Genomic DNA, 22,626 nt, shown 5'->3' on the forward strand with positions numbered 1-22,626 from the left:
AAAAAGTTTCCTCCGGTGTATTGGCGTGTGTGTATTTTCGTGCTTTTCCTGCGAGCAGAAGCGAACGGTCACGGTGGCTGAATGGAAAAGGAATATATAAAGAAAAGCGGAAGAGTGAATAATGAATGACGGCGATGCCCTGTCTGCCATTCATTATTCACCCTTCAGTTACTGTTTTTTCATCGTGCAGCGTTTGCGCGTCTTGCGGTCGCAGTAACGCTTGCACTGCGCACATATATCGTAGCCTAACATCGCCCCCAGTATGAAATCTTCTTCGGGCGTGAGCATGTTCAGCGGGCGGGTCACCATCAGACGGATGGCTTCGATGCACTCCGCCTTGCCGAAAAACAAGTTGATGCGCTCGCCGTCCACGGGCTGGATAACGAAACGGATATGCTGGCTTTTCAGGCGGTTTACGGCAAAGTCTTCGTACTTCTTGTTGGTGGTGTAAAGCACCATCTGGCGCACGCCTTTCTTAAACTCGTAAACGTGGTTGAGGAACACTTTCAGTTCGGAAGGATGAATATCGGGGGTTATCATAGGCTTTTTCGATTTATATATGTGTCAGTGAAACTTCGTTAGAAACAGAGAGAAAAGGGTTATGCCAAGTCAGCTTTCAGCAGGTCGGTCCATGCCGATACGCGCGCCTCGGTTTTGTCGCTTTCGTTCATTTCGTCGATAGCCAGCCCTACAAACTTTCCGTCTGTCACGGCGATAGACGAGCTGTACGTATATCCGGTGTCGGGCACAGCCCCCACGAAACGACATCCGCTGTCTTTCAGGTCTTCGTAGATAACCCCCATGCCGTCGCAGAAAGTATCGGAGTAAGATTCCGAGTCGCCGCAGCCGAACAGGGCAATCACTTTATCGGAGAGGTTCATCCCTTTCAACACCTTAACACCGTCGTACCAGTCGTCTTGCAGTTCGCCGTCGCCCCATGTCGAAGTACCCAGCACCAATGCTTCGTAACTCCCGGCAAGCTCGGCAGTCATCTTGCTCACATCGTGCACATCGGCAGCAGCCACACCTAATTTTTCAGCAATCATGCGTGCAACAGACTCGGTAGTGCCTGTTGTAGAACCATAAAAAATACCAATTTTTTTCATTGTCTTCATTATTAAAATTCGATACCGCAAAGTAACAGCATCGCAGGCAGTTATGAAATACCTAAAAATTGGGATTTTTCAGTTCGTATTACTTTTTGGGATTACATGCGCTAATATACAATATTTTAGTTTCCATTGTCTCAAAGCCTGCCTGATTTTTTTAATTGTAGAGGCGTATCGCATACGCCCGAAAGCATCCACATGGATAATCTGCGTATTCAGGGCGTATGCGATACGCCCCTACACGGACTAATGGAAGATGTTCATTTTATCTAACCTACGGGACATGCGGTGTTCAAAAAACCACCGTTTTCATTCATCTTCTTTCAAATCGAACATTTTTCCCGAATATCTGAAAACGGAAGATTGGTTTTTTCTTCCGTTCTTTGCAACAGAAATGTAACAGCCATGACACAGAAAAACCAAATTTCAACTTTTTTGCTCACGGTGTGCCTGCTGTTGGCGGGGTGTGACATGATAGAGTATCATCCGTATGACTTGGACATCGACGGGGAGACGGGTATCAACGAGAAGAACATCGCGATTATCGAGGAAACGGGTAAAGGAAGAAAGGAATTTGCCTTTGCCGTTATCAGCGATACGCAACGGTGGTACGATGAAACGGAGGATGCGGTGGAGGCTATCAACCGGCGCACGGACGTGGACTTTGTGGTGCATACGGGAGACCTGTCGGACTTCGGAGCGAAGCTGGAATTTGAGAAACAACGCGACATACTGAACCGCCTGAACGTGCCTTACGTGTGTTTGCTGGGGAATCACGACTGCCTTGCCACGGGGAAAGAGGTGTTCAACATCATTTTCGGGGAAGAGGATTTTGCGTTTACGTATGGCAATACGCGCTTCATCTGCCTGAACACCAATGCACTGGAGTTTGACTACACCGATGCCGTCCCCGACTTCACTTTCCTGTCAAACGAGCTTGCATCGCTCACGCCGGAGGTGGAGAAGACAGTGGTGGCGATGCACGCCGCTCCTTACTCGGAGCAGTTTAACAACAACGTGGCTCCCATTTTCCACTATATCATCGACCAATTCCCGAAACTGCAATTCTGTATCCACGGACACGGGCATAACATTACGGTGAACGATTTTTTCGACGACGGTACGCTGTATTACCAGTGTCCGTGTGCAAAAAAGCGGGCGTATCTTTATTTTACCATCAACGAAAACGATTATACCTATGAAGTGGTTTATTACTAACTTGTTGTTATGCGTCGTCTTGGTGTCTGCCCGGGCAGCTTCGTCCGACTCGCTTGCCGCCCCACGGAAATGGGACAAGCGCGTACACCTGAAATATAAAGGCTGGGAACGGCTGAAGCCTACTCACGCCAAATGGCAGTACGCCGGAGGCATGGGCGTATCGAGCGTAGGAGTGGGATGGGACTACGGGAAACGCCGCCAGTGGGAAACAGACTTCCTCATCGGCTACCTGCCCAAGAAATATGCCAGCAAGTTCCGGCTGACGTTTACGGTGAAGCAGAATTACATCCCGTGGAGCATCACGTTTGCCGACCGCTGGGTGGCGGAGCCTTTCTACTGCGGGCTTTACATAACCACCATCGCGGGAGAGGAGTTTTGGGAGAAAGAGCCGGGACGATACCCTAACTCGTATTACAACTTCAGTACGAAGATTCGCCCGTATATCTTCGTGGGACAGCGCTTCGGGGTAGATGTTCCCCACTCGCTGCTGCGCAACGTATCGTTTTATTACGAAATAAGTACCTGCGAGCTTTACCTCGTCAGCAAAGCTACAAACAAGAGCCTGAGCATGAAAGACATCCTCCGCATCTCGTTCGGGGCGAAGGTGTATTTGTTCAGAGACTGAAACAAAAAACACAAAAGGATGCCCACGGTATGTATGTGTGGTGCATCCTTTCGTGTTTCGTAGTTATTCCGCTTCCCTCGCCTTAGCAGACATACGTCCGCCGCTCCGGTTCATCACCTGCTCAAAATCGCGGACGATATTCCTACCCATGTTCACGCGCGTACTGTCTACCTTTCGGATGGCAACAGGCGTTACAGCGTCTTTATATTTTGCCTTGCCGAGTCGGAACTTCATGTCGTCCAGATTACCGGAAATGTTCAGCCCCAACTTGAACGGCACGGGCGACTTGAGGATGGAGATGTGATAATCGAAATTCATATCCAGCCCCTGCGTTCCTCCCACGGCAGCTTTGTAGCGGTCTATCTGAACCACGAACGGGTAGATGGTAACGTCGCCGTCGTCTACGGTAAGGTTGACCGAAATACTGTCGAACACGTTCCGCTCTTTGTTCTTAAACAGGAGTTTCTTGGATATTTCGGCAAAGGTCTCTCCGTCCATCAGCACCAGACTGTCTCCTTTGATGTGAACCGCCGCGCGCAGCGAAGGTATCTTGATGTTGAGTGCCGAGTCGAGTACCGTTTCGGCAGCCGCCTCAAAGTCGACCGTTCCTTTAAACGAACGAAGCATCGGGACGATGGTGTCGAGCGACGGGGCAAACTCTACCAGCCTGCCGATGTTGATGCGCTTCAGGCGGAAATCGAAGCCGGCATATCCCCTCGCCTTGCGTTTGGCGCGATACACTAACGTGGCACGCATGTCGGCATCCAGTCCGCGCATACTGAGGTTTTTCAGGTGAACCGCCTGATTACGCACGTCTACCGCCCCGTTTACGTTCTCGAACACCATCTTTCCGTAAGTAACCCGCTTCAGGTTGGTCTGCAACTCAAAGTCGATGTTCTTGGGGATGACAAACAGTTCCATCGGGGCATCGCTGCTCGCCGTATCCACTTCTGCCTGCAAGGTATCCTGCGGGAAATTCAGCGAATTGATAAGCTGGTTACAGTCTAAGTTGCGCGATGAGATTTCAAGATTGGCACGCAACATCCGATGGTGTTTCATGGCTCCGTACAAATCATGTACCGCTCCTGACGCCGTCAGGTTCGAACGCCCGATGCGCATACTTGCATTCCGCAGCGTAATCGCCCGGTTGCCCACCGTGACCGAAGTTTTCCGCATCCGTATGGGCAAGGCGAACTGCGGCGTACGAACGGTAAGGCGGTTGAAGCCGATGATGCCTTTCGGAATCCACAGCGAATCGCGCACCTTGTCGGCTGTCACGGCAAAGCCTCCTTCGTCCATTCCCATCTTCATGTCGCCCAATCGGCAGAACAACGTATCGGTTTTCAGCGACAAGTCGACCTGAGGCTTTTCGGGATTCTTCCGCTGAGGCTGCAAGCGCACGGTAGCGTTTGCCTTCTGGCAATACACGCCTAACGAATCGCCCAGCGCCCCCTTCAGCCGGTTGACCTCCAATTTACATTCTACGCTCACAATCCGCGTGGTGTCTTGCGGGTTGGTAGACTTGACGGTGGCTTTCAGATGAGCCACGTCCGACGACAAGCGGGGCGCACGTACCTTGATGGTGCTGACGTCCAGTTTTGCCGCCAAGAAATCGTTTCCGACAAACGCCAGCGAAGCATCCCCCAGAAACTCGAAATGCTTCGTGGAGTCGCGCAGCGCAAGCCCCTGCATGTTCAGTTTGCCGCCCGCACGGATACGCCCCAAGTCTTGTTTCTTGAGCGACGACAGCCGGCAGTGCAGCCGCAGGTCGGCATCCAGCTTACCTTCGATGGAGACCCCCTTCTGGAGCGGGAAGGTCTGGGCAAGCGCCGTAAGGTCAACCTTCGACTGGGTATTGAAAGTAATGTCCGGGTCGCCCAGCAAATCTTGAATCTTCGCATCAGCCAAGATTTCGGTATGCGCACCCCGGAAACGGAAAATCTTCAAATCGGCATACGAAGGAGTGTGCCGCATCAGGTCGACGTAGGCATAAAAGTCAGCCTCGAAATTGTCAATCCCGTAAGGCATCCGGTCGTATTTCGCCGACGCATCCTTTATCGTTACCTTGAGCGTAGACACGGGCATTTGATTTTTACCGTATAACCCCTTCAGCGTTCCCTCCACCGTTACGTTTCCCTGCGCCTTCACTTTTTCTTTCTTCAGCACGCTTTCAGGAATTATATGAAGCACCGTTTCGAGCGAGGGTGCATGTAGCCCGTATGTGAGGTCGGTTTCGAGGACACGGCGCAACGTATCGCGGCGTAGCGTCCCCTTCACGTCGAGTTCGACACCGTTTACCGCCAGCCGTGCATTCCGCAGCGTAAGCGTCCGTGTGGCGCGGTTCAGGTCGACATCGGTTTCCACCTCCGTGGCAATCTTGTTAGCCAGCAACTGCCCGTCTTGCCAGAAGAGAATATTTTCGTTGTCGAATTTCAGGTTCATCATCGAGTGCCCTTTTTTCAGCGACGCTCTCAGGTTCAGATTCGCATTCTTCAGGTCGGCATATACGCGCGTCTCACGGTCGTCGAACGTAACGTTCGCCCGCTTCAGCCTTACACGGTTGATGTTGATTTCGCTTATCATCATCGCCGTGTCCTGCTTCACGGTGTCCTCCACCGCCGCGGCAGTGGTGTCGGTCAGCGCGATGTCCCAGTTAGCCACCCCGTCTTTCCCCTTATACGCATATACAGAGGCATCTTCCAGTCCTACATAATATAAGTTTATCTTTTTCTCTTTCAGATAATCGATGGGGTTGATCACCACCACACATTTCTTAAACGAGACGAGCGAATCGGTTTTCTGCCACAGCGTGTCGCGCACGGCCTTCGAAACCAGCGACCCGTCCGTGAGCTTCAGCCCGAAGCGCGGAAACGAAGAAAAGAAAGTCAGCTCCACGCTCCGCATGTCTAATTTTGCGTTCAGCGAACGGTTCGCCACCTGCAACACCACGGGCGTAAGTTTTTCGGAAGTAAATACAAAATTGATGGCGACCGCAATAACAGCCAGTATCACAACAATGAGCGAGACAAGCGTTATTGAGGTCGCCTTGATTACTTTACGCACTTTCATTTTCTCTATCCGATATAGTAACTCAATTCAAGATACAAACACCCTTTATGGTTCTCTTCATTTTCGCTGAATTGAATTTTTCCTTCGCGTGCCAGCCACCCGATGGCTGCGTTTAATTCCCTGTCTCTAAGCCCTGAAGCCTCTTTTAACTCTTTATACTCCCATCGGCGATTATCGCCATGCAATATGCGCCAGACGATACCGGCGCATTCACCAATCGTTTGTACATTCATAGTTGTAAGTTTTTTAGATTTGCCTCCCAAATATCATAATTTTTGTCGAATCATCCAAATTTTCATACTTTTTTATTATGCTGCTTCAAAGTTTCTTCCTATATTTATACGTCGTTTTTAAGATTTTATTTCGATTGTTTAATCTTTAAATTATTAGCGTATGAGAAAGTATTTAGCAGAAATGATAGGAACGATGGTACTCGTTCTTATGGGATGCGGAAGCGCGGTTTTTGCTGGAAACGCTGCCGCTGAAGTGGGAGCCGGCGTAGGTACGCTGGGTGTTGCTCTGGCATTCGGGCTTGCGGTAGTAGCAATGGCATATACCATCGGCGGAGTGTCGGGCTGCCACATCAACCCTGCCATTACGCTGGGCGTATGGCTATCGGGCAGGATGACGAATAAAGATGCCATCATGTATATGATATTCCAGATCATCGGAGCCATCATCGGTTCGCTGATTCTTACGCTGCTGGTTTCTACGGGCGGGCATGGAGGTCCTACCCTGAGCGGCTCGAACACGTTCGACCCCGGCGAGACGGCTCAGGCGTTTGTTGCCGAGGCGGTGTTTACGTTCATCTTCGTGCTGGTGGTGCTGGGTACGACCGATGAGAAGAAAGGGCCGGAAACTTGGCGGGACTTGCCATCGGTTTGTCGCTGGTACTGATTCACATCGTGTGTATCCCTATCACGGGGACATCGGTCAATCCGGCACGCAGCATCGGTCCGGCGCTGATGGAAGGCGGACAGGCACTGTCTCAACTCTGGCTTTTCATCGTGGCTCCTTTTGTGGGGGCGGCATTCAGTTCGATGGTATGGAAGACCATCGGAGGCGGCAGAAAACGCTAACCGCAGCACCGGCAAGCCTTACGAATAGAAACCATGAACCCTACGGCTTGAAAGAAAGGAGGCTAACGGTAGCGTTCTGACGGAAAAATTTCATAGAGCGGAAGCTCTGCTAATAAAAGAAAAAAATCACTCCCCAGAAGCGTCCGGGGAGTGATTTTTTATACATACGAACAAAGGATTATCCTTCGATTTCACTCAGTTCGAGCCAGCGCATGGTCTTTTCGTCCAGCTCATCGTTGAGCACGGGCAGGCGTTTCGATTTCTCCGTCAGCTCGTCTACGCTCAGCGTACCGCTGCACAGGGCTTCTTCGATGGCTTTCTTTTCACTTTCAAGTCCGGCGATTTCCACCTCTAACTGTTCAAATTCCTTACGCTCCTTGAAGGTCATGCGGCGGCGTTCGTTGGTGCGGACGCGCTTGGTTTTTTCCTCCTTCGGCTTTGCCGCTGCTTTCCGCTCATGTTCTTCTTTGGCGAGCTTCCACTCGCGGTAGTCGGTATAGTTGCCGGGGAAGTCGCGGATGTCTCCCTGCCCTTTGAACACCAACAGATGGTCTACCACCTTGTCCATAAAGTAACGGTCGTGGCTCACCACGATGACGCACCCCTTGAAGCTCTGCAAGTATTCTTCAAGCACTTGGAGGGTCACGATGTCGAGGTCGTTCGTAGGCTCGTCGAGCACGAGGAAGTTGGGGTTACGCATCAGTACCGTACACAGGTACAGCCGCCTGCGCTCTCCGCCGCTCAACTTATACACGTAGCTGTGTTGGGTTTCGGGCGTGAAAAGAAAATGTTGCAGGAACTGCGATGCCGTGAGCCGCTTGCCGTTGCCCAGCTCGATTACCTCGGCGATGTCGGTTATCACGTCGATTACCTTCATCTGTTCATCGAACTGCAATCCCTCTTGCGAGTAGTAGCCGAAGCGTACCGTTTCGCCGATGTCGAGCCGTCCGCTGTCGGGCTTCTCCAGCCCCATCAGAATCTTGATGAAGGTAGATTTCCCCGTACCGTTATTGCCCACGATGCCCATCTTTTCGTAGCGGGAAAAGATGTACGAAAAGTCGTCGAGTATCTTCAGGTCGCCGAAGCTCTTACACAGATGGTCTGCCTCGAATATCTTCGACCCGATGTAGGCAGCCTTCACGTCGAGCTTCACCTGCGCGTCGTACGTGCGGCGTTTCGCCACTTTCTCCAGCTCGTAGAACGCCTCCTCGCGGTAGCGTGCCTTGTGTCCGCGCGCCTGCGGCATCCGGCGCATCCACTCCAGCTCGGTACGATACAGGTTATTGGCACGGGCGGTCTCGGCATTTGCCGCATCGATGCGCTCTTGCCGTTTCTCTAAATAATAGCTGTAATTTCCTTTATACGAATAAATGCGGCGGTTATCTATCTCGATGATTTCCGAACACACGCGGTCAAGAAAGTAACGGTCGTGCGTCACCATGAGCAGGCTGAGTTTCCCACGGTTGAGATACTCTTCGAGCCACTCGGTCATGTCGAGGTCCAAGTGGTTGGTCGGCTCGTCCATTATCAGCAAGTCGGGTTCGGTAATCAGCACGTTGGCAAGTGCCACCCGCTTCAGTTGTCCGCCGGAGAGGTTCTTTATCGGCTGGTTGAAATCGCGAATCTTCAGTTGCGACAGAATCTGTTTCGCCCGCCGCTCGTAATCCCACGCCTTTTCATGCTCCATGCGCGCCAGCAGGTCGTCCATCCCCGGATTGCCCGGCGTTTCCATGCACCGCTCATACTCTTTTATCAGCTCCACCACAGGCGTGCCGTGATAAAAGCAGGCTTCGAGCACGGTCAGCTCGCCGGGATAGTGCGGACTCTGCTCCAGATAACCCACGCGCAGGTCTCGCCGATAAGTAATCTTGCCCTCATCATACCCCTCCTTGTCTGCCAGAATGTTCAGCAGGGTGGTTTTCCCCGACCCGTTTTTGGCTATCAGCCCGATGCGCTGTCCTTCGGCAATGCCGAACGATATGTTCTGGAAAAGCACAAGGTCGCCAAACGATTTGGTCAGGTTTTCTACTTGTAAATACGGAACCATGATTGTTTTATTTCTATGGATGGTTTTTCGATTAAATAACGGCTTCCGCCTCGCGCCGTATCCGCAGGTATTCTGCCTTCAAGTCGCAAGGCTCTCCGCGGCTTACCTTGTTCCAAATCAGCGATACGGGGTAAACCATAAGCCGGGTATCGGCAAAACGGAGTGCGGGATATTCTTTTTTCCCGTCGATGACGGTAACCCAGTCCATTCCGTCCATTTCGTTGACTAATATCGTACCGAAAGCGATGCCGAAATTCTCCCACGCCTGACGGTTTCCGGGCTTGAATTTCCCCTCGTCTACCATGCGCTGAAGGTTGGCAATGTCTGTCTCATGCGCCGTGAAATCTTTCGACAACTGCTTTTTCAGCGTAGAAACCGCCCAGTCATAGCCTTCGTTGATGGTGTTGATTTCGAGAACACGTACGGGGATGACGTCGTGCCACGGTTTTTCGTCCGGCTGACGCACGCGGAGTGATGCCACAATGTCCTCGCCCGGTTTGGGGCTGTCGCCTTTACGCACGGTAAACGAACATTCCACGCTTATGCTTCCACAACCGGTTATCCAGATGTGGGAAACGTAATCGGTGCCTTCTTCATTAAATGCTTCGGCAAAGTAAACGCAGTCCCACGCGCCCACCTTTACGGGTTTGGAACCGGACGTATGGCGCAGTTCGTCTGCCATGCAGTCTTTGGCATAGTTACGGTTCTCGCCCTGATAAGCCGAGATGCGGAAGTTTCCGTTCCACTTTTCGGGATTGTAGAACAAGAAGCAGTCTTCGGCTTCTTCCGCCTCACACCAGTTGTCGGGATATTCCAACGAAAACCATGACCCCGGAGATATATATTTCATCATAGGCATCAGGTTATTTTTCGGGAAGAATTTCTATCCAGTAATCATCGGGGTCGTTGATGAAATACAGCCCCATCGCCTCGTTTTCGAAACATACGCAGCCCATCTCTTTGTGATACGCACGCGCCTCGTCGTAATCGCCGCCCACGCGGAAACAGAGGTGGCTCTCGTTCTCGCCCAGCTCGTAGGCTTCGGTGTGGTCTCGCAGCCACGTCAGCTCCAGCAGAAAGCCGCTCACCTCGTCGGTAAGGTAAACCAGCGTGAAAGAGCCGTCGGCAGCCTCCTTGCGGTGAGACTCTTTCAGTCCCAATGCCTTATCGTAGAACTCGATACTGCGCTTCAAATCGGTTACATTGATATTGAAATGGTCAAATCTTCCTTTTACTTTCATATACATTATTATATATAAGTGATTACTCAAATAATAATTCGCGCTGCCCGCGGCGGGCAAGCACAATCATCCTTCCTCCGTTCGCCTCTGCCACGGAGCGGAAAGCTGCTGCCTCGGCATACGCCTCATCGAAGTGCATCGGTACAAACACGGCGGTCTTCACCTGCTCTACAAACTGGCGTGCGCCGCGCATGTATTCGCGTCCCAAGCGGGGGTCGACGGGAAACATCGCCAAGTCGAGCCCGGAGGTATAACTGCGAAGGTCGGCAAGCTCATGAAGGAAATTCTTTTCGTATCCGCGCCACTCCGCCTCGCTGCTCTCGTCCATCCAGTGCCAGTTATTCAAATCGCCCGCATGGAAAATCTTTTTTCCCCCGACTTCTACCAAGAACGAAACGCCCACATCGGTAGAGCCGAAGGCGCGCACGGCGAGACACTCGTCGGCATACGTATCGCCTTTTTTCAGGAATATGGCTTCATCTTTTCCGGCGCGGCGGCGGCGCAGGATGTCTTTCGAGAACAGGTAAACGATGTCCGGACGCTGTTCGCGCCACTTCAGCACCTCCCGGCTGAAATGGTCGGCATGAAAATGGCTCGCCAGCACGTAAAACCGTCCGTCACGTTGCAACAACTCGCTGTGAAGGATTCCGCTGTCCGGACCTTCCGAATCCTCAAAATAATCGAATACCAGCGTAAAACCGCTGCCCGCCAGAGCGAAACCGCTGTGATACAAATAGATTAATTCCATTTACCGCACGGCGATACATTCGATTTCCACCAATGCCCCTTTCGGCAACGCTTTTACAGCCACAGCCGAACGTGCCGGGAAATCGCCTTCGAAATACTTGGCATATACGGCGTTCATATCGGCAAAGAGCGACATGTCGGCAAGGAAAACCGTCGTTTTTACGATGTTCGCCGTGGTAAGTCCGGCTTCAGCCAATACGTTTTTAATATTATCGAAAACCTGAATCGTTTGTTCCGTTACTCCTCCTTCAACAAACTCACCCGTTGCCGGATTTACCGGAATCTGTCCGGAAAGAAACAACATACCGTTTGCTTCGATAGCTTGGCTGTACGGACCGATTGCCGCAGGAGCTTTTTCTGTAAAAATAACCTTCTTCATCGTTCTTAAATATCTATTTAAATTAATTCAACGGCTAAGTTAGCACAAATCTTTCATTTGTGGGCAGAAAAGAGAAAAAAAACGGCATTTATTAGATTTTCTGACAAAAAACATTTACCTTTGTCGATGTAATCATGTAAAACGAGGTTAGCAAGACACCTCCGACATGGCTACTCCTTATTATACCAAATAAAGAATAATATCAATTAAATCCGTAATTTACTGACGCGCAACGATTACGACACCGGTTCTTTATGATCAGTGTTAATCGGCATTATGTACTGCGTTGCCGCTAAATTACTAATCTCATTACACATTTTTATATGTATAACATCATTCAATTAAACGACAAAGACTTGTCGGAACTTCAACAGATAGCCAAAGAGTTGGGTCTGAAAAAAGTCGAATCGCTTCGTAAAGAAGACTTAGTCTACCGTATCTTAGACGAACAAGCCATCGTAGGCGCAAACAAAGCGGCAGAACGGAAAGAGGGACAACCCCGCAAACGTTCACGCATCAGCGTAAAAAAAGAGGGAGACAAAGTTTATACTGCAACAAAAGACAAGGCACAAAAATTAGAAGCCAACACACCTGCGTTACCTGCACCTACACTTTTGTTTAAAGAAGAGGCAGCCGCAGCCCCGACTGAAAAAGCCAACGCAACAGAAGAAGCTAAAACAGAAACATCGGAAGTAAAGCAGCCTAAGAAACGCGGACGCAAACCGGGCTCGAAAAACAAATCGACACTGGCACGCGAGGCAATGGAAGCACAGAAGAAAGCGGAAGAAGAGAAAAACACAGAAGCCCAAGAGGTAGTTGTTCCTGCTGCTGAAGATGACATGGAGCTTCCACCGCTCGACCTGAAGGGCGGAGACGATTTCGTTCCCATCGAAGACCTTCCTTCCGAAAAATTTGAAATCCCCTCGGAACTGCTCGGCAAATTCGAAGCTACCAAAGTAGAACCTCCTACTCTCCCTGCCAAAGAGCAAAAAAAACCGAAATTCCAACCGCGCCAACAACGGCAGAATAACAATCGGAACAATAACCGCCCGAACGTTAACAATAATCCGAACAACAATAATAACAATACCCCGGCTGCACAGACGGAAGCACCGGCAAACCAACCTGCCGCAGCTCCGCAACCTGCCAAACCGGTTGAAAAGGTTTACGAATTTGACGATATCCTGAAAGGAACCGGCGTTCTGGAAATCATGCCCGACGGTTACGGATTCCTCCGCTCATCTGATTACAACTACCTGTCGTCACCCGACGATATTTATGTTTCTCAGTCGCAAATCAAACTGTTCGGACTGAAAACCGGAGATACCGTAGACGGAATCATCCGCCCGCCCAAAGAAGGAGAAAAATATTTCCCGCTGGTAAAAGTATCTAAAATCAACGGACTTGAACCGTCGCTGGTGCGCGACCGCGTTCCGTTCGACCATCTTACACCGCTTTTCCCCGACGAAAAATTCAAGCTCTGCAAAGGTTATGACGACAATCTTTCGGCTCGCGTAGTCGATCTGTTCTCGCCCATCGGAAAAGGACAGCGCGCACTTATCGTGGCTCAGCCCAAGACGGGTAAGACGATTCTGATGAAAGACATCGCCAATGCCATCGCAGCCAACCATCCGGAGGTGTATATGATTATGCTGCTCATTGACGAACGTCCGGAAGAAGTAACCGACATGGCGCGCAGCGTAAACGCCGAAGTGATTGCTTCGACTTTCGACGAACCTGCCGAACGCCACGTGAAGATAGCGGGCATCGTACTGGAAAAGGCGAAACGCATGGTAGAGTGCGGACACGATGTGGTTATCTTCCTCGACTCTATCACCCGACTGGCACGCGCTTACAACACCGTTTCGCCGGCATCGGGCAAAGTGCTTTCGGGTGGTGTGGATGCCAACGCCCTGCACAAACCGAAACGTTTCTTCGGAGCGGCACGAAACATCGAAGGCGGAGGCTCGCTGACCATCATCGCCACGGCTCTTATCGACACGGGCTCGAAGATGGACGAGGTTATCTTCGAAGAGTTCAAGGGAACGGGTAACATGGAGCTTCAACTCGACCGCAACTTGAGCAACAAGCGCATCTTCCCGGCTGTCAACATCGTCGCTTCAAGCACGCGCCGCGACGACTTGCTGCTCGACAAGACGACGCTTGACCGCATGTGGATTCTGCGCAAGTACCTGTCGGACATGAACCCGATAGAGGCGATGGATTTCGTGAAAGACCGTCTGGAGAAAACGAAAGACAACGAAGAGTTCCTGATGAGCATGAACTCTTAATCCGGAGAAAAAAACGCTATTTTCTTAAAAAAAACGGCATTTTGTTTGGAATCACTAAATTTATGCCTACATTTGTGCATCGAATAACTGAAAAGAACAACTTGATATGAAACAAACGATGGTAAATACATTCTTCTGGTGGCGCCTCTTACAACTCCATAGGTCGTAAGGGAAATCAGTCGTGTGTATATACCAATCGAATCAAGATATAGCGTAACGGGCTGTCGTACTTTACGGCAGCCCGTTTTTTTTTCGAATCAGAATCATACAAAATACAAATGCAACTATGAAAACTTATCAAGTAAACGAGAATGGCTATTACGGAGAATTTGGCGGGGCATACATCCCCGAAATTCTCCACCGGTGTGTGGAAGAGCTGCGAAACGCCTACCTGAAGGTAATGGACAGCGAGGATTTCAAACAAGAATTTACCGCTTTGCTGCGCGATTATGTGGGCCGTCCCTCGCCGCTCTATCTCGCCCGCCGACTGTCTGACAAGTACGGCTGCAAGATTTACCTGAAGCGTGAGGACTTGAACCACACGGGAGCACACAAGATAAACAACGCCATCGGTCAGGTACTGATAGCCCGACGGATGGGAAAGAAACGCATCATCGCCGAAACGGGTGCCGGACAACACGGCGTTGCCACCGCTACGGTCTGTGCGCTGATGGGCATGGAATGTGTGGTTTACATGGGTAAAACAGACGTGGAACGCCAGCACGTAAACGTAGAGCGGATGAAGATGCTCGGAGCGCGGGTGGAGGCGGTAACATCGGGCAACATGACGCTGAAAGATGCCACCAACGAAGCGATTCGCGACTGGTGTTGCCATCCTGCCGACACGTATTATGTCATCGGTTCTACCGTAGGGCCTCATCCCTATCCCGACATGGTGGCACGGCTCCAGTCGGTCATCAGCGAGGAAATCAAAAAGCAGTTGACGGAACAGGAGGGACGCGACTATCCGGATTATCTGATGGCTTGCGTGGGCGGAGGAAGCAATGCCGCCGGAACCATTTATCATTATTTAGACGACGAGCGCGTGAAAATCGTGCTGGCGGAAGCCGGAGGCAAGGGCATCGACACGCTGATGTCGGCAGCTACCATCCAATTAGGACGGTTAGGTATCATCCACGGTGCGCGCACGTTAGTGATGCAGGACGAAGACGGACAGATAACGGAGCCTTATTCCATCTCTGCCGGACTGGATTATCCGGGTATCGGACCGATGCACGCTAACTTGGCAAGGCAGCATCGCGCCACGGTGCTCGCCATAAACGATGATGAGGCTGTACGGGCGGCTTACGAGCTGACCCGGCTGGAGGGTATCATCCCGGCATTAGAGTCGGCTCATGCCCTCGGAGCGTTGGAAAAGATGAACTTCCGCCCCACCGACGTGGTGGTGCTCACCGTATCGGGACGCGGAGACAAAGACATTGAAACTTACTTGGCAAACAATCCTTACTAAACTATCTGATTATGAAAACTTACAGCTATACTGCCCAGCATAAGACGTTATTGGGCGACCTCCATACGCCGGTCAGCACATACATGAAGGTGCGCGACCTTTTTCCGCAGAGTGTATTGATGGAAAGTTCGGATTATCACGGGGTGGAAAACAACCGCTCGTTCATCGGGCTGAACCCGATAGCAAGCATCGGGGTGAGCCACGGCGTGGCTACGGCAAAGTATCCCGACGGCAGTACCGAGGAACATCCCATCACAGAGAACTACCGCGTAGAGGATGCCGTCAGTCGGTTCCTGTCGCGCTTCCACGTGTCGGGCGAGTATGCCCGCTACTGCGGACTTTACGGTTACACCACGTTCAACGCCGTGCGCTACTTCGAGCATATCCCCATCAAAGACAGTTGCGACCCTAAAAACGATGCGCCCGACTTGCTGTACATCCTGTATAAATACCTCGTGGTGTTCAACGATTTCAAGAGCGAAATGGTGCTTATCGAAATGCAGGACGAGAAAGAACAGTCGCACATCGGCGAAGTGGAAAAAGCCATCAACAACCGCAATTTTACCGAGTACGATTTCCGTGCTGTGGGAGAAACGACCAGCACGCTGACCGACGAGGAGCATAAAGCGAACATCCGCCGGGGCATCGGACACTGTATGCGGGGCGACGTGTTTCAGATTGTTCTTTCGCGCCGCTTCGTCCAGCGTTACGAGGGCGACGACTTCAAGCTCTACCGTGCGCTGCGCAGCATCAACCCGTCGCCGTACCTGTTCTACTTCGATTTCGGAGGCTTCCGCATCTTCGGTTCTTCGCCCGAAACCCACTGCAAGATAGAAGACGGGCGGGCTACCATCGACCCGATAGCGGGAACCACGCGCCGGAACGGAGACAAGGCGAAGGATGCCGCACTGACTGCCGCCCTGCTTGCCGACCCGAAGGAGAACGCCGAACACGTGATGCTGGTCGACCTTGCACGGAACGACTTGAGCCGGAATTGCCACGATGTAAAAGTGGACTTCTACAAAGAGCCGCAGTATTACAGCCACGTTATCCACTTGGTGAGCCGCGTGAGCGGAATGCTGAACGAGGGGGCGAATCCGGTAAAAACGTTCGTCGATACCTTTCCGGCCGGTACGCTGAGCGGCGCTCCGAAAGTGCGTGCCATGCAGCTCATCAGCGAATTAGAGCCGCATAACCGGGGGGCATACGGCGGATGTATCGGGTTCATCGGACTGAACGGCACGCTGAATCAGGCTATCACCATCCGCACCTTCGTGAGCCGGAACAACGAGCTGTGGTTTCAGGCGGGAGGAGGCATCGTGGCAAAAAGCAATGAAGAAAACGAACTGCAAGAAGTAAACAACAAGCTGGGAGCATTGAAAAAAGCAATCCTCTTGGCAGAACAATTATAAGACTTAAAGAAACTATGAATATAGCAATTATCGACAATTACGACTCGTTTACCTATAATCTGAGTCATTTGGTGAAAGAATCGGGAGCGGCGGTCACGGTATTGCGTAACGACCGGTTCTGCATGGAAGAACTTGAAGCATTCGACAAGCTGTTGCTTTCGCCCGGCCCGGGAATCCCTGAAGAGGCGGGTCTGCTGCTCGATGTCATCCGCACGTATGCCGGACGGAAACCCATCTTGGGGGTATGTCTGGGTGAGCAAGCCATCGGCGAGGCGTTCGGCGCACGGCTTACCAACCTGAAGGAAGTGTATCACGGCATCCAAAGCCCCGTACGCATCGTGTGCCGGGACTATCTGTTCGACGGACTGCCCGACGAAATCGCCGTGGGGCGTTATCACTCGTGGGTGGTAGATACCGCAGCATTCCCCTCCTGCTTGGAGGTTACTGCCGTGAGCCGCGAGGGATACATCATGGCGTTACGCCACAAGCTGTTCGACGTGCGCGGCATACAGTTCCACCCCGAATCGGTTCTGACGCCCGACGGCAAGCGCATGATTCAGAACTGGTTGGCTCATCCGGCCGAGGCTTCGGGCAACGCCCTGTAAACGAGGAAGTAAGAGAAAGGAAAAATCCTACCCGTAAGACCGACCGGTTCTACGGATAGAAACGGGCATCGCTACCGCTTGGAAAGAATGATGCTAACGGTAGCGTTTTCCCGGTATAAAAACAAAATACAGATACACCTATGAAACAAATACTTATACGACTTTTTAATCACGAGATACTCACGCGCGAAGAGGCTTGCCGGTTGCTGCAAGACATTACGCGCGGACGATACAACGATACGCAGATAGCCGCCCTGCTTACGGTTTTCCAGATGCGCGGCGTGAAGGTTGACGAACTCATCGGTTTCCGCGATGCCCTGCTCAGTACACGCATTCCCGTCGACCTCTCGGCTTACCAACCCATCGACATCGTGGGGACGGGAGGCGACGGAAAGAATACGTTCAACATCTCTACGTGTGCCTGCTTCGTCGTGGCGGGTGCGGGTTACCGCGTGGCGAAACACGGCAATTACGGGGCTACCTCGGTGAGCGGGGCAAGCAACGTGATGGAGCTGCACGGAGTAAAGTTCACCAACGATGCCCAACGCCTCATCCGCTCGATAGAGAACTGCAACATGGCTTACCTCCACGCCCCGCTGTTTAATCCTGCCATGAAGACGGTTGCCACCATCCGCAAGGCATTGGGCGTGCGCACGCTGTTCAACCTGTTAGGCCCGCTGATAAACCCCTGTCTGCCCGCCTACCAGTTGCTGGGGGTGGCAGACTTGCCTCAGATGCGCCTCTACACCAACACGCTCCAGCGTCTGGGCATCGGATTTGCCGTGGTCAACAATCTGGACGGATACGACGAGATTTCGCTCACCGACGAATTTAAGGTGATGACCAACCGTTACGAAACCATCTACCGCCCTGCCGACTTGGGGTTCTCCATTGCCCGGCAAGAGGAGCTGTACGGAGGCGATACGCCGCAAGAGGCGGCACGCATCTTCGACAACGTGCTCGAAAACCGCGCCACGAAAGCCCAAACCGACTGTGTGCTGATTAACGCTTCGTTCGCCATCCAAGCCGTAGAGCCTATGAAACGGATTGAAGAGTGTGTAGCCATCGCACGCGAATCGTTGGAAAGCGGAAAGGCACTGAAAACTTTCCGTAAATTTATCGAACTAAACGCCGACTGACATGAAAGAACAAGATATCCTGCAAACCATCGTTGCCCACAAGCGTATCGAGATAAAACAGCAAGAAGAGGTGGTTTCGATGACACAGTTAGAAAACCTGCTGGAAGACCTCGCGCCGTGCGTCAGCATGAAGCAGCGTCTCGCCGCATCGCCCACGGGCATCATCGCCGAGTTTAAACGCCGATCGCCTTCGAAAGACTGGATTAACCGTGAGGCGGACGCTGCGCTAATCCCTCCGGCTTACGAACAGGCGGGTGCCTCTGCTCTCTCCATCCTGACAGACGAACGGTTTTTCGGCGGAACGCTGAAAGACATCCGCACCGCACGCCCCCGCACCTCGCTCCCTATCCTGCGCAAAGATTTTACCGTGAGCCGTTACCAGCTCTGCCAAGCAAAGGTGACGGGGAGCGACGCCGTATTGCTCATCGCCTCTGTGCTGTCGGCAGAAGAATGCCGGACATTGGCACGCCAAGCCCACGAGCTGCAATTAGAGGTGTTGCTCGAACTGCACGATGAGGCAGAACTGGGACACGTGAATGAGTTCGTTGACATGGTGGGCGTAAACAATCGCCATTTGGGGACGTTCCGCACCGATGTCGAGACCTCGTTCCGTCTTGCCGACCGCCTGCCGAAAGATTTCCTGCTGGTATCGGAAAGCGGAATATCGCAGCCCGAAACCGTGCGTCAGTTGCGCGAAGCCGGATTCCGTGGATTCCTGATGGGCGAAGCATTCATGAAAACTGCCGACCCCGCCGCCACCCTCTCCGGTTTCATAAAAGCCTTACAGCCATGATAGTGAAAGTCTGTGGTATGCGCGATGCCGTCAACATCCGCGAGGTGGAACGGGCGGGAGCCGACTGGATGGGATTTATCTGCTACGAACGCTCTCCGCGCTTTATAGACCGCGTGCCGGAATACCTCCCGCAAAAAGTGGTGCGTGTGGGCGTGTTTGTCAATGCCGCTCCGGAGGTCTGTCTCCGGCAGGCGGAGGCATTGGCACTGCACGCCGTACAGCTTCACGGTACGGAATCGCCCGACTGTTGCGACCGGCTGCGCAAGAGCGGACTGAAGGTGGTCAAGGCGTTTGCCATCCACCGTGCGGAGGAACTCCAAATCACCGAGCCGTATGCCGGCGTATGCGATTACTTCCTCTTCGACACTCCCTGCCTGCAATACGGCGGTTCGGGACGCTCGTTCGACTGGAGCGTCTTGGAACACTATCGCGGCAGTACGCCTTTTCTGCTGAGCGGAGGGATTCGTCCCGAAAGCATGGAGGCACTGAAGGCTTTCCGTCATCCGCGCTGGGAGGGCATCGACCTGAACAGCGGCTTTGAATCCGCGCCGGGCATGAAAGACGCGCAAACCCTCGCCCGCTTTATCGCCGAATTTAAAAAAACTACATCCATCAACCCTTTAAACACGTCAACATTATGAACCGCATCAATCAATTATTCAGTACCAAGAAAAGCCGAATTTTCTCACTCTATTTCTGTGCCGGCACTCCTACTTTGGAAGGCACGGCAGACGTCATCCGCACCCTCGAACAAAAAGGGGTGGACATGATTGAAATCGGTATTCCGTTCAGCGACCCGATGGCAGACGGTGTGGTGATTCAAGCAGCCGCAACCAGTGCCCTGCGCAACGGAATGACTCTGCGAAAACTATTCGCCCAATTAGAAAACATCAGAGATACCGTACAGATACCGCTTATACTGATGGGCTATCTGAACCCCATCATGCAATACGGCTTCGAGAACTTTTGCCGCGACTGCCGGCGCACGGGCATCGACGGAGTTATCATCCCCGACCTTCCTTTCAGGGATTACGAGGAAGAATACCGCCCCATAGCCGAGCGTTACGATGTAAAAGTCATCATGCTCATCACGCCCGAAACCAGCGAAGAGCGCGTCCGCCAAATCGACGCCCATACCGACGGATTTATCTACATGGTATCGTCGGCAGCCACCACGGGGGCACAGAAAGATTTTGACGAACAGAAGCAGGCATACTTCCGCCGCATCGAAGCAATGAATTTACGCAACCCGCGCATGATTGGTTTCGGTATCTCAAACCGTCAGACGTATGAGGCTGCGGCAGCTCACGCGGCAGGGTGTATCATCGGCAGCAAATTTGTCACGCTGCTCGAAGAAGAAGGGGGCGATGCCGCCCGTGCTACCGACCGACTGATGGATGCACTCAGCAAATAAGGTTAAGGAATGTCTGCATCCGCCCCCGATTTTAATCATTTTGCTATTTTTAGGCGCTCCCGTTTCGGTATTTCAACATTAAAAGCTATCTTTGTGGCATAATTAAAAGAAAAAGCCCATGATAAAATCCGACTATCCTTCCGTTTTGTTAATTTATACCGGAGGAACGATTGGTATGATTGAAAACCCCGAAACGGGAGCATTAGAAGCCTTTAATTTCGACCAACTGCAAGAAAATGTGCCGGAACTGAAACGCTTCAACTATCGCATTTCTTCTTACCAGTTTTCTCCGCCTATCGATTCTTCGGACATGGAACCGGCATTATGGGCGAAGCTCGTAAAAATCATACATTATAATTACGATAATTTCGACGGGTTTGTTATCCTGCACGGTACAGACACGATGGCATATACTGCGTCGGCACTGAGTTTCATGCTCGAAAATCTGAGCAAGCCGGTTATTCTTACGGGAAGCCAACTCCCCATCGGGATGTTGCGCACCGACGGAAAGGAAAACCTGATTACTGCCATCGAAATAGCTGCCGCCAAGTATCCTGACGGTACGGCGATAGTGCCGGAGGTATGTATCTTTTTTGAAAACCACTTGCTGCGCGGAAACCGTACCACGAAGATTAATGCTGAAAACTTTAATGCCTTCCGCTCATACAACTACCCTGCCCTCGCTACGGCGGGTATCCACATCAAGTATGAGTATGACCGCATCCGCAAGGCAGACCCTTCCATCCCCATGCATCCTCACTATGTGTTCGACACGAATGTTATCATCCTGACATTGTTTCCGGGGATTCAAGAAAACATCGTGCGCACGGTACTGAATACGCCGGGACTGAAAGCTGTGGCGCTAAAAACATACGGTTCGGGCAACGCGCCTCAGAAACCGTGGTTCATCCGCTTGCTGAAAGAGGCTACGCAGCGGGGAATCGTTATTGTAAACATCTCGCAGTGTCAAACCGGAATGGTGGAAATGGCACGCTACGAAACCGGGCTTCACCTGCTGGACGCAGGCGTTATCAGCGGTTATGACTCGACGGCAGAAAGCGTGCTTACCAAACTGATGTTCCTCTTAGGCCACAACATGTCGCCACGCGAAATACGAAACGAAATGAGCCGTCCCATCGCCGGAGAATTTACACGCCCCGAAATGTTGTAACAAAATCGTAATAAGTATTTCATAAGGGCGAAACAAAATAAAGTCAACTTTGCAATCGTAAAGATAAATATCGTATTTTTGTAAATAACAATTCATTTAGCGGATACAATATGAACGATTACAGAATATTAGTAGTTGACGACGAAGAAGACCTCTGCGAAATACTGAAGTTTAATCTTGAGATGGAAGGCTATCAGGTAGACACTGCTACCTCTGCCGAAGATGCTCTCAAACTGAAACTCACCAACTACGACTTGTTGTTACTTGACGTAATGATGGGCGAAATATCCGGATTCAAAATGGCAAGCATGATGAAGAAAAACAAGGAAACGGCAGACATTCCCATTATTTTCATCACGGCAAAAGATACGGAAAACGATACGATTACGGGATTTAACCTCGGAGCAGATGATTACATCTCGAAGCCGTTCTCACTCCGCGAAGTTATCCTGCGTGTGAAGGCCGTACTGAGAAGAACAAGCAGTACGCCGAACGAAAATGCTGAAAAACTGACCTACAAAGGGCTGGTTATTGATATTCCCAAAAAGAAAGTAACCATCGACGATGAAGAAGTGGCGCTGACTAAAAAGGAGTTCGAAATCCTGCTTTTCTTACTCCAGAATCAGGGACGGGTGTTCTCGCGCGAAGACATTCTCGCCCGTGTATGGCACGATGAAGTGTATGTACTCGACCGCACCATTGATGTCAACATTACCCGCCTGCGCAAAAAAATCGGCGAATACGGACAGTGCATCGTTACGCGGTTAGGTTATGGTTATTGCTTTGAATGTGAATAAACTATCCTGAAACTTTATT

The 22,626-nt window shown here is 51.6% G+C and carries 21 protein-coding genes and 1 pseudogene; 13 read left to right on the forward strand and 9 right to left on the reverse strand.

All coding sequences use genetic code 11. The annotated features are described in order from the left end of the window. Positions 1–168: 168 nt before the first annotated feature. Both H9626_RS03740 and fldA read right to left on the reverse strand, forming a co-directional pair. Positions 169–540, reverse strand: coding sequence for a DUF2023 family protein (locus H9626_RS03740; RefSeq protein ID WP_178256960.1), 372 nt, complete (start codon positions 538–540; stop codon positions 169–171). A 59-nt stretch (positions 541–599) separates the two neighbouring features. Next, positions 600–1,106 (reverse strand): flavodoxin FldA, encoded by a 507-nt coding sequence (gene fldA / locus H9626_RS03745; protein ID WP_178256959.1) that lies wholly within the window; start codon positions 1,104–1,106, stop codon positions 600–602. Positions 1,107–1,514: 408 nt separating this feature from the next. On the opposite strand from fldA, the gene H9626_RS03750 reads away from it, so the two are divergent. Both H9626_RS03750 and H9626_RS03755 read left to right on the forward strand, forming a co-directional pair. Beyond that, entirely contained in the window at positions 1,515–2,327 is an 813-nt protein-coding gene (locus tag H9626_RS03750; RefSeq protein WP_204499844.1) for a metallophosphoesterase family protein, read from the forward strand. Beyond that, a complete protein-coding gene (locus H9626_RS03755) occupies positions 2,308–2,952 on the forward strand; it encodes a hypothetical protein (protein ID WP_178256958.1) in 645 nt (214 codons plus the stop codon). The genes H9626_RS03750 and H9626_RS03755 overlap by 20 nt, the downstream gene beginning before the upstream one ends. A gap of 63 nt (positions 2,953–3,015) precedes the next feature. Here H9626_RS03755 and H9626_RS03760 read toward each other — a convergent pair whose 3' ends face one another. Together H9626_RS03760 and H9626_RS03765 are read right to left on the reverse strand one after the other, a co-directional pair. After that, positions 3,016–6,021, reverse strand: coding sequence for an AsmA family protein (locus H9626_RS03760; protein WP_191709618.1), 3,006 nt, complete (start codon positions 6,019–6,021; stop codon positions 3,016–3,018). Positions 6,022–6,026: 5 nt separating this feature from the next. After that, complete coding sequence (locus tag H9626_RS03765) at positions 6,027–6,254, reverse strand: winged helix-turn-helix domain-containing protein (RefSeq protein ID WP_178256956.1); 228 nt, start codon at positions 6,252–6,254, stop codon at positions 6,027–6,029. A 160-nt stretch (positions 6,255–6,414) separates the two neighbouring features. Here H9626_RS03765 and H9626_RS03770 point away from each other — a divergent pair. Next, positions 6,415–7,100: pseudogene (locus H9626_RS03770) on the forward strand (MIP family channel protein). Between the two features lie 178 nt (positions 7,101–7,278). Here the strand turns inward: H9626_RS03770 and H9626_RS03775 are convergent. From H9626_RS03775 to H9626_RS03795, 5 genes are read right to left on the reverse strand one after another with little or no spacing between them, the layout of a single operon-like run. Next, positions 7,279–9,147 (reverse strand): ABC-F family ATP-binding cassette domain-containing protein, encoded by a 1,869-nt coding sequence (locus tag H9626_RS03775; RefSeq protein ID WP_178256954.1) that lies wholly within the window; start codon positions 9,145–9,147, stop codon positions 7,279–7,281. A 31-nt stretch (positions 9,148–9,178) separates the two neighbouring features. Next, on the reverse strand, positions 9,179–9,997 hold the full coding sequence (locus H9626_RS03780) for a DUF3805 domain-containing protein (RefSeq protein WP_178257013.1): 819 nt from the start codon (positions 9,995–9,997) through the stop codon (positions 9,179–9,181). Between the two features lie 13 nt (positions 9,998–10,010). Beyond that, entirely contained in the window at positions 10,011–10,388 is a 378-nt protein-coding gene (locus H9626_RS03785; RefSeq protein WP_178256953.1) for a VOC family protein, read from the reverse strand. Between the two features lie 22 nt (positions 10,389–10,410). Further along, positions 10,411–11,136 carry an MBL fold metallo-hydrolase gene (locus tag H9626_RS03790; RefSeq protein ID WP_178256952.1) on the reverse strand — a complete coding sequence of 242 codons (726 nt, stop codon included), beginning with the start codon at positions 11,134–11,136 and terminating at the stop codon, positions 10,411–10,413. Then, on the reverse strand, positions 11,137–11,514 hold the full coding sequence (locus H9626_RS03795; protein ID WP_191709619.1) for a RidA family protein: 378 nt from the start codon (positions 11,512–11,514) through the stop codon (positions 11,137–11,139). Between the two features lie 323 nt (positions 11,515–11,837). Here H9626_RS03795 and rho point away from each other — a divergent pair, with 323 nt between their 5' ends. From rho to phoB, 10 genes are all read left to right on the forward strand, one after another. Next, the gene (gene rho, locus H9626_RS03800; protein WP_191709620.1) at positions 11,838–13,805 is read left to right on the forward strand and encodes a transcription termination factor Rho; all 1,968 of its coding nucleotides are present in this window, start codon (positions 11,838–11,840) and stop codon (positions 13,803–13,805) included. A 286-nt stretch (positions 13,806–14,091) separates the two neighbouring features. Further along, positions 14,092–15,276, forward strand: coding sequence for a tryptophan synthase subunit beta (trpB, locus tag H9626_RS03805; RefSeq protein WP_191709621.1), 1,185 nt, complete (start codon positions 14,092–14,094; stop codon positions 15,274–15,276). Positions 15,277–15,287: 11 nt separating this feature from the next. Beyond that, on the forward strand, positions 15,288–16,688 hold the full coding sequence (locus tag H9626_RS03810) for an anthranilate synthase component I family protein (protein WP_191709622.1): 1,401 nt from the start codon (positions 15,288–15,290) through the stop codon (positions 16,686–16,688). Between the two features lie 14 nt (positions 16,689–16,702). Next, positions 16,703–17,293, forward strand: coding sequence for an anthranilate synthase component II (locus H9626_RS03815; RefSeq protein ID WP_178256947.1), 591 nt, complete (start codon positions 16,703–16,705; stop codon positions 17,291–17,293). A gap of 140 nt (positions 17,294–17,433) precedes the next feature. Then, entirely contained in the window at positions 17,434–18,432 is a 999-nt protein-coding gene (gene trpD, locus H9626_RS03820) for an anthranilate phosphoribosyltransferase (protein WP_191709623.1), read from the forward strand. Position 18,433: 1 nt separating this feature from the next. Further along, positions 18,434–19,225 (forward strand): indole-3-glycerol phosphate synthase TrpC, encoded by a 792-nt coding sequence (gene trpC / locus H9626_RS03825; protein ID WP_178256945.1) that lies wholly within the window; start codon positions 18,434–18,436, stop codon positions 19,223–19,225. Further along, positions 19,222–19,866, forward strand: a complete 645-nt coding sequence (locus H9626_RS03830) for a phosphoribosylanthranilate isomerase (protein WP_191709624.1) — start codon at positions 19,222–19,224, stop codon at positions 19,864–19,866. Before trpC ends, H9626_RS03830 begins: the two co-directional genes overlap by 4 nt. Beyond that, entirely contained in the window at positions 19,863–20,639 is a 777-nt protein-coding gene (trpA, locus tag H9626_RS03835) for a tryptophan synthase subunit alpha (protein ID WP_178256943.1), read from the forward strand. The genes H9626_RS03830 and trpA overlap by 4 nt, the downstream gene beginning before the upstream one ends. A 118-nt stretch (positions 20,640–20,757) precedes the next feature. Then, positions 20,758–21,810, forward strand: coding sequence for an asparaginase (locus tag H9626_RS03840; protein WP_178256942.1), 1,053 nt, complete (start codon positions 20,758–20,760; stop codon positions 21,808–21,810). A gap of 110 nt (positions 21,811–21,920) precedes the next feature. Next, positions 21,921–22,607, forward strand: coding sequence for a two-component system response regulator PhoB (gene phoB / locus H9626_RS03845; RefSeq protein WP_178256941.1), 687 nt, complete (start codon positions 21,921–21,923; stop codon positions 22,605–22,607). The last annotated feature ends 19 nt before the right edge of the window (positions 22,608–22,626 follow it).

Source organism: Phocaeicola faecium, from assembly GCF_014837055.1.
Lineage (GTDB): Bacteria > Bacteroidota > Bacteroidia > Bacteroidales > Bacteroidaceae > Phocaeicola > Phocaeicola gallinarum.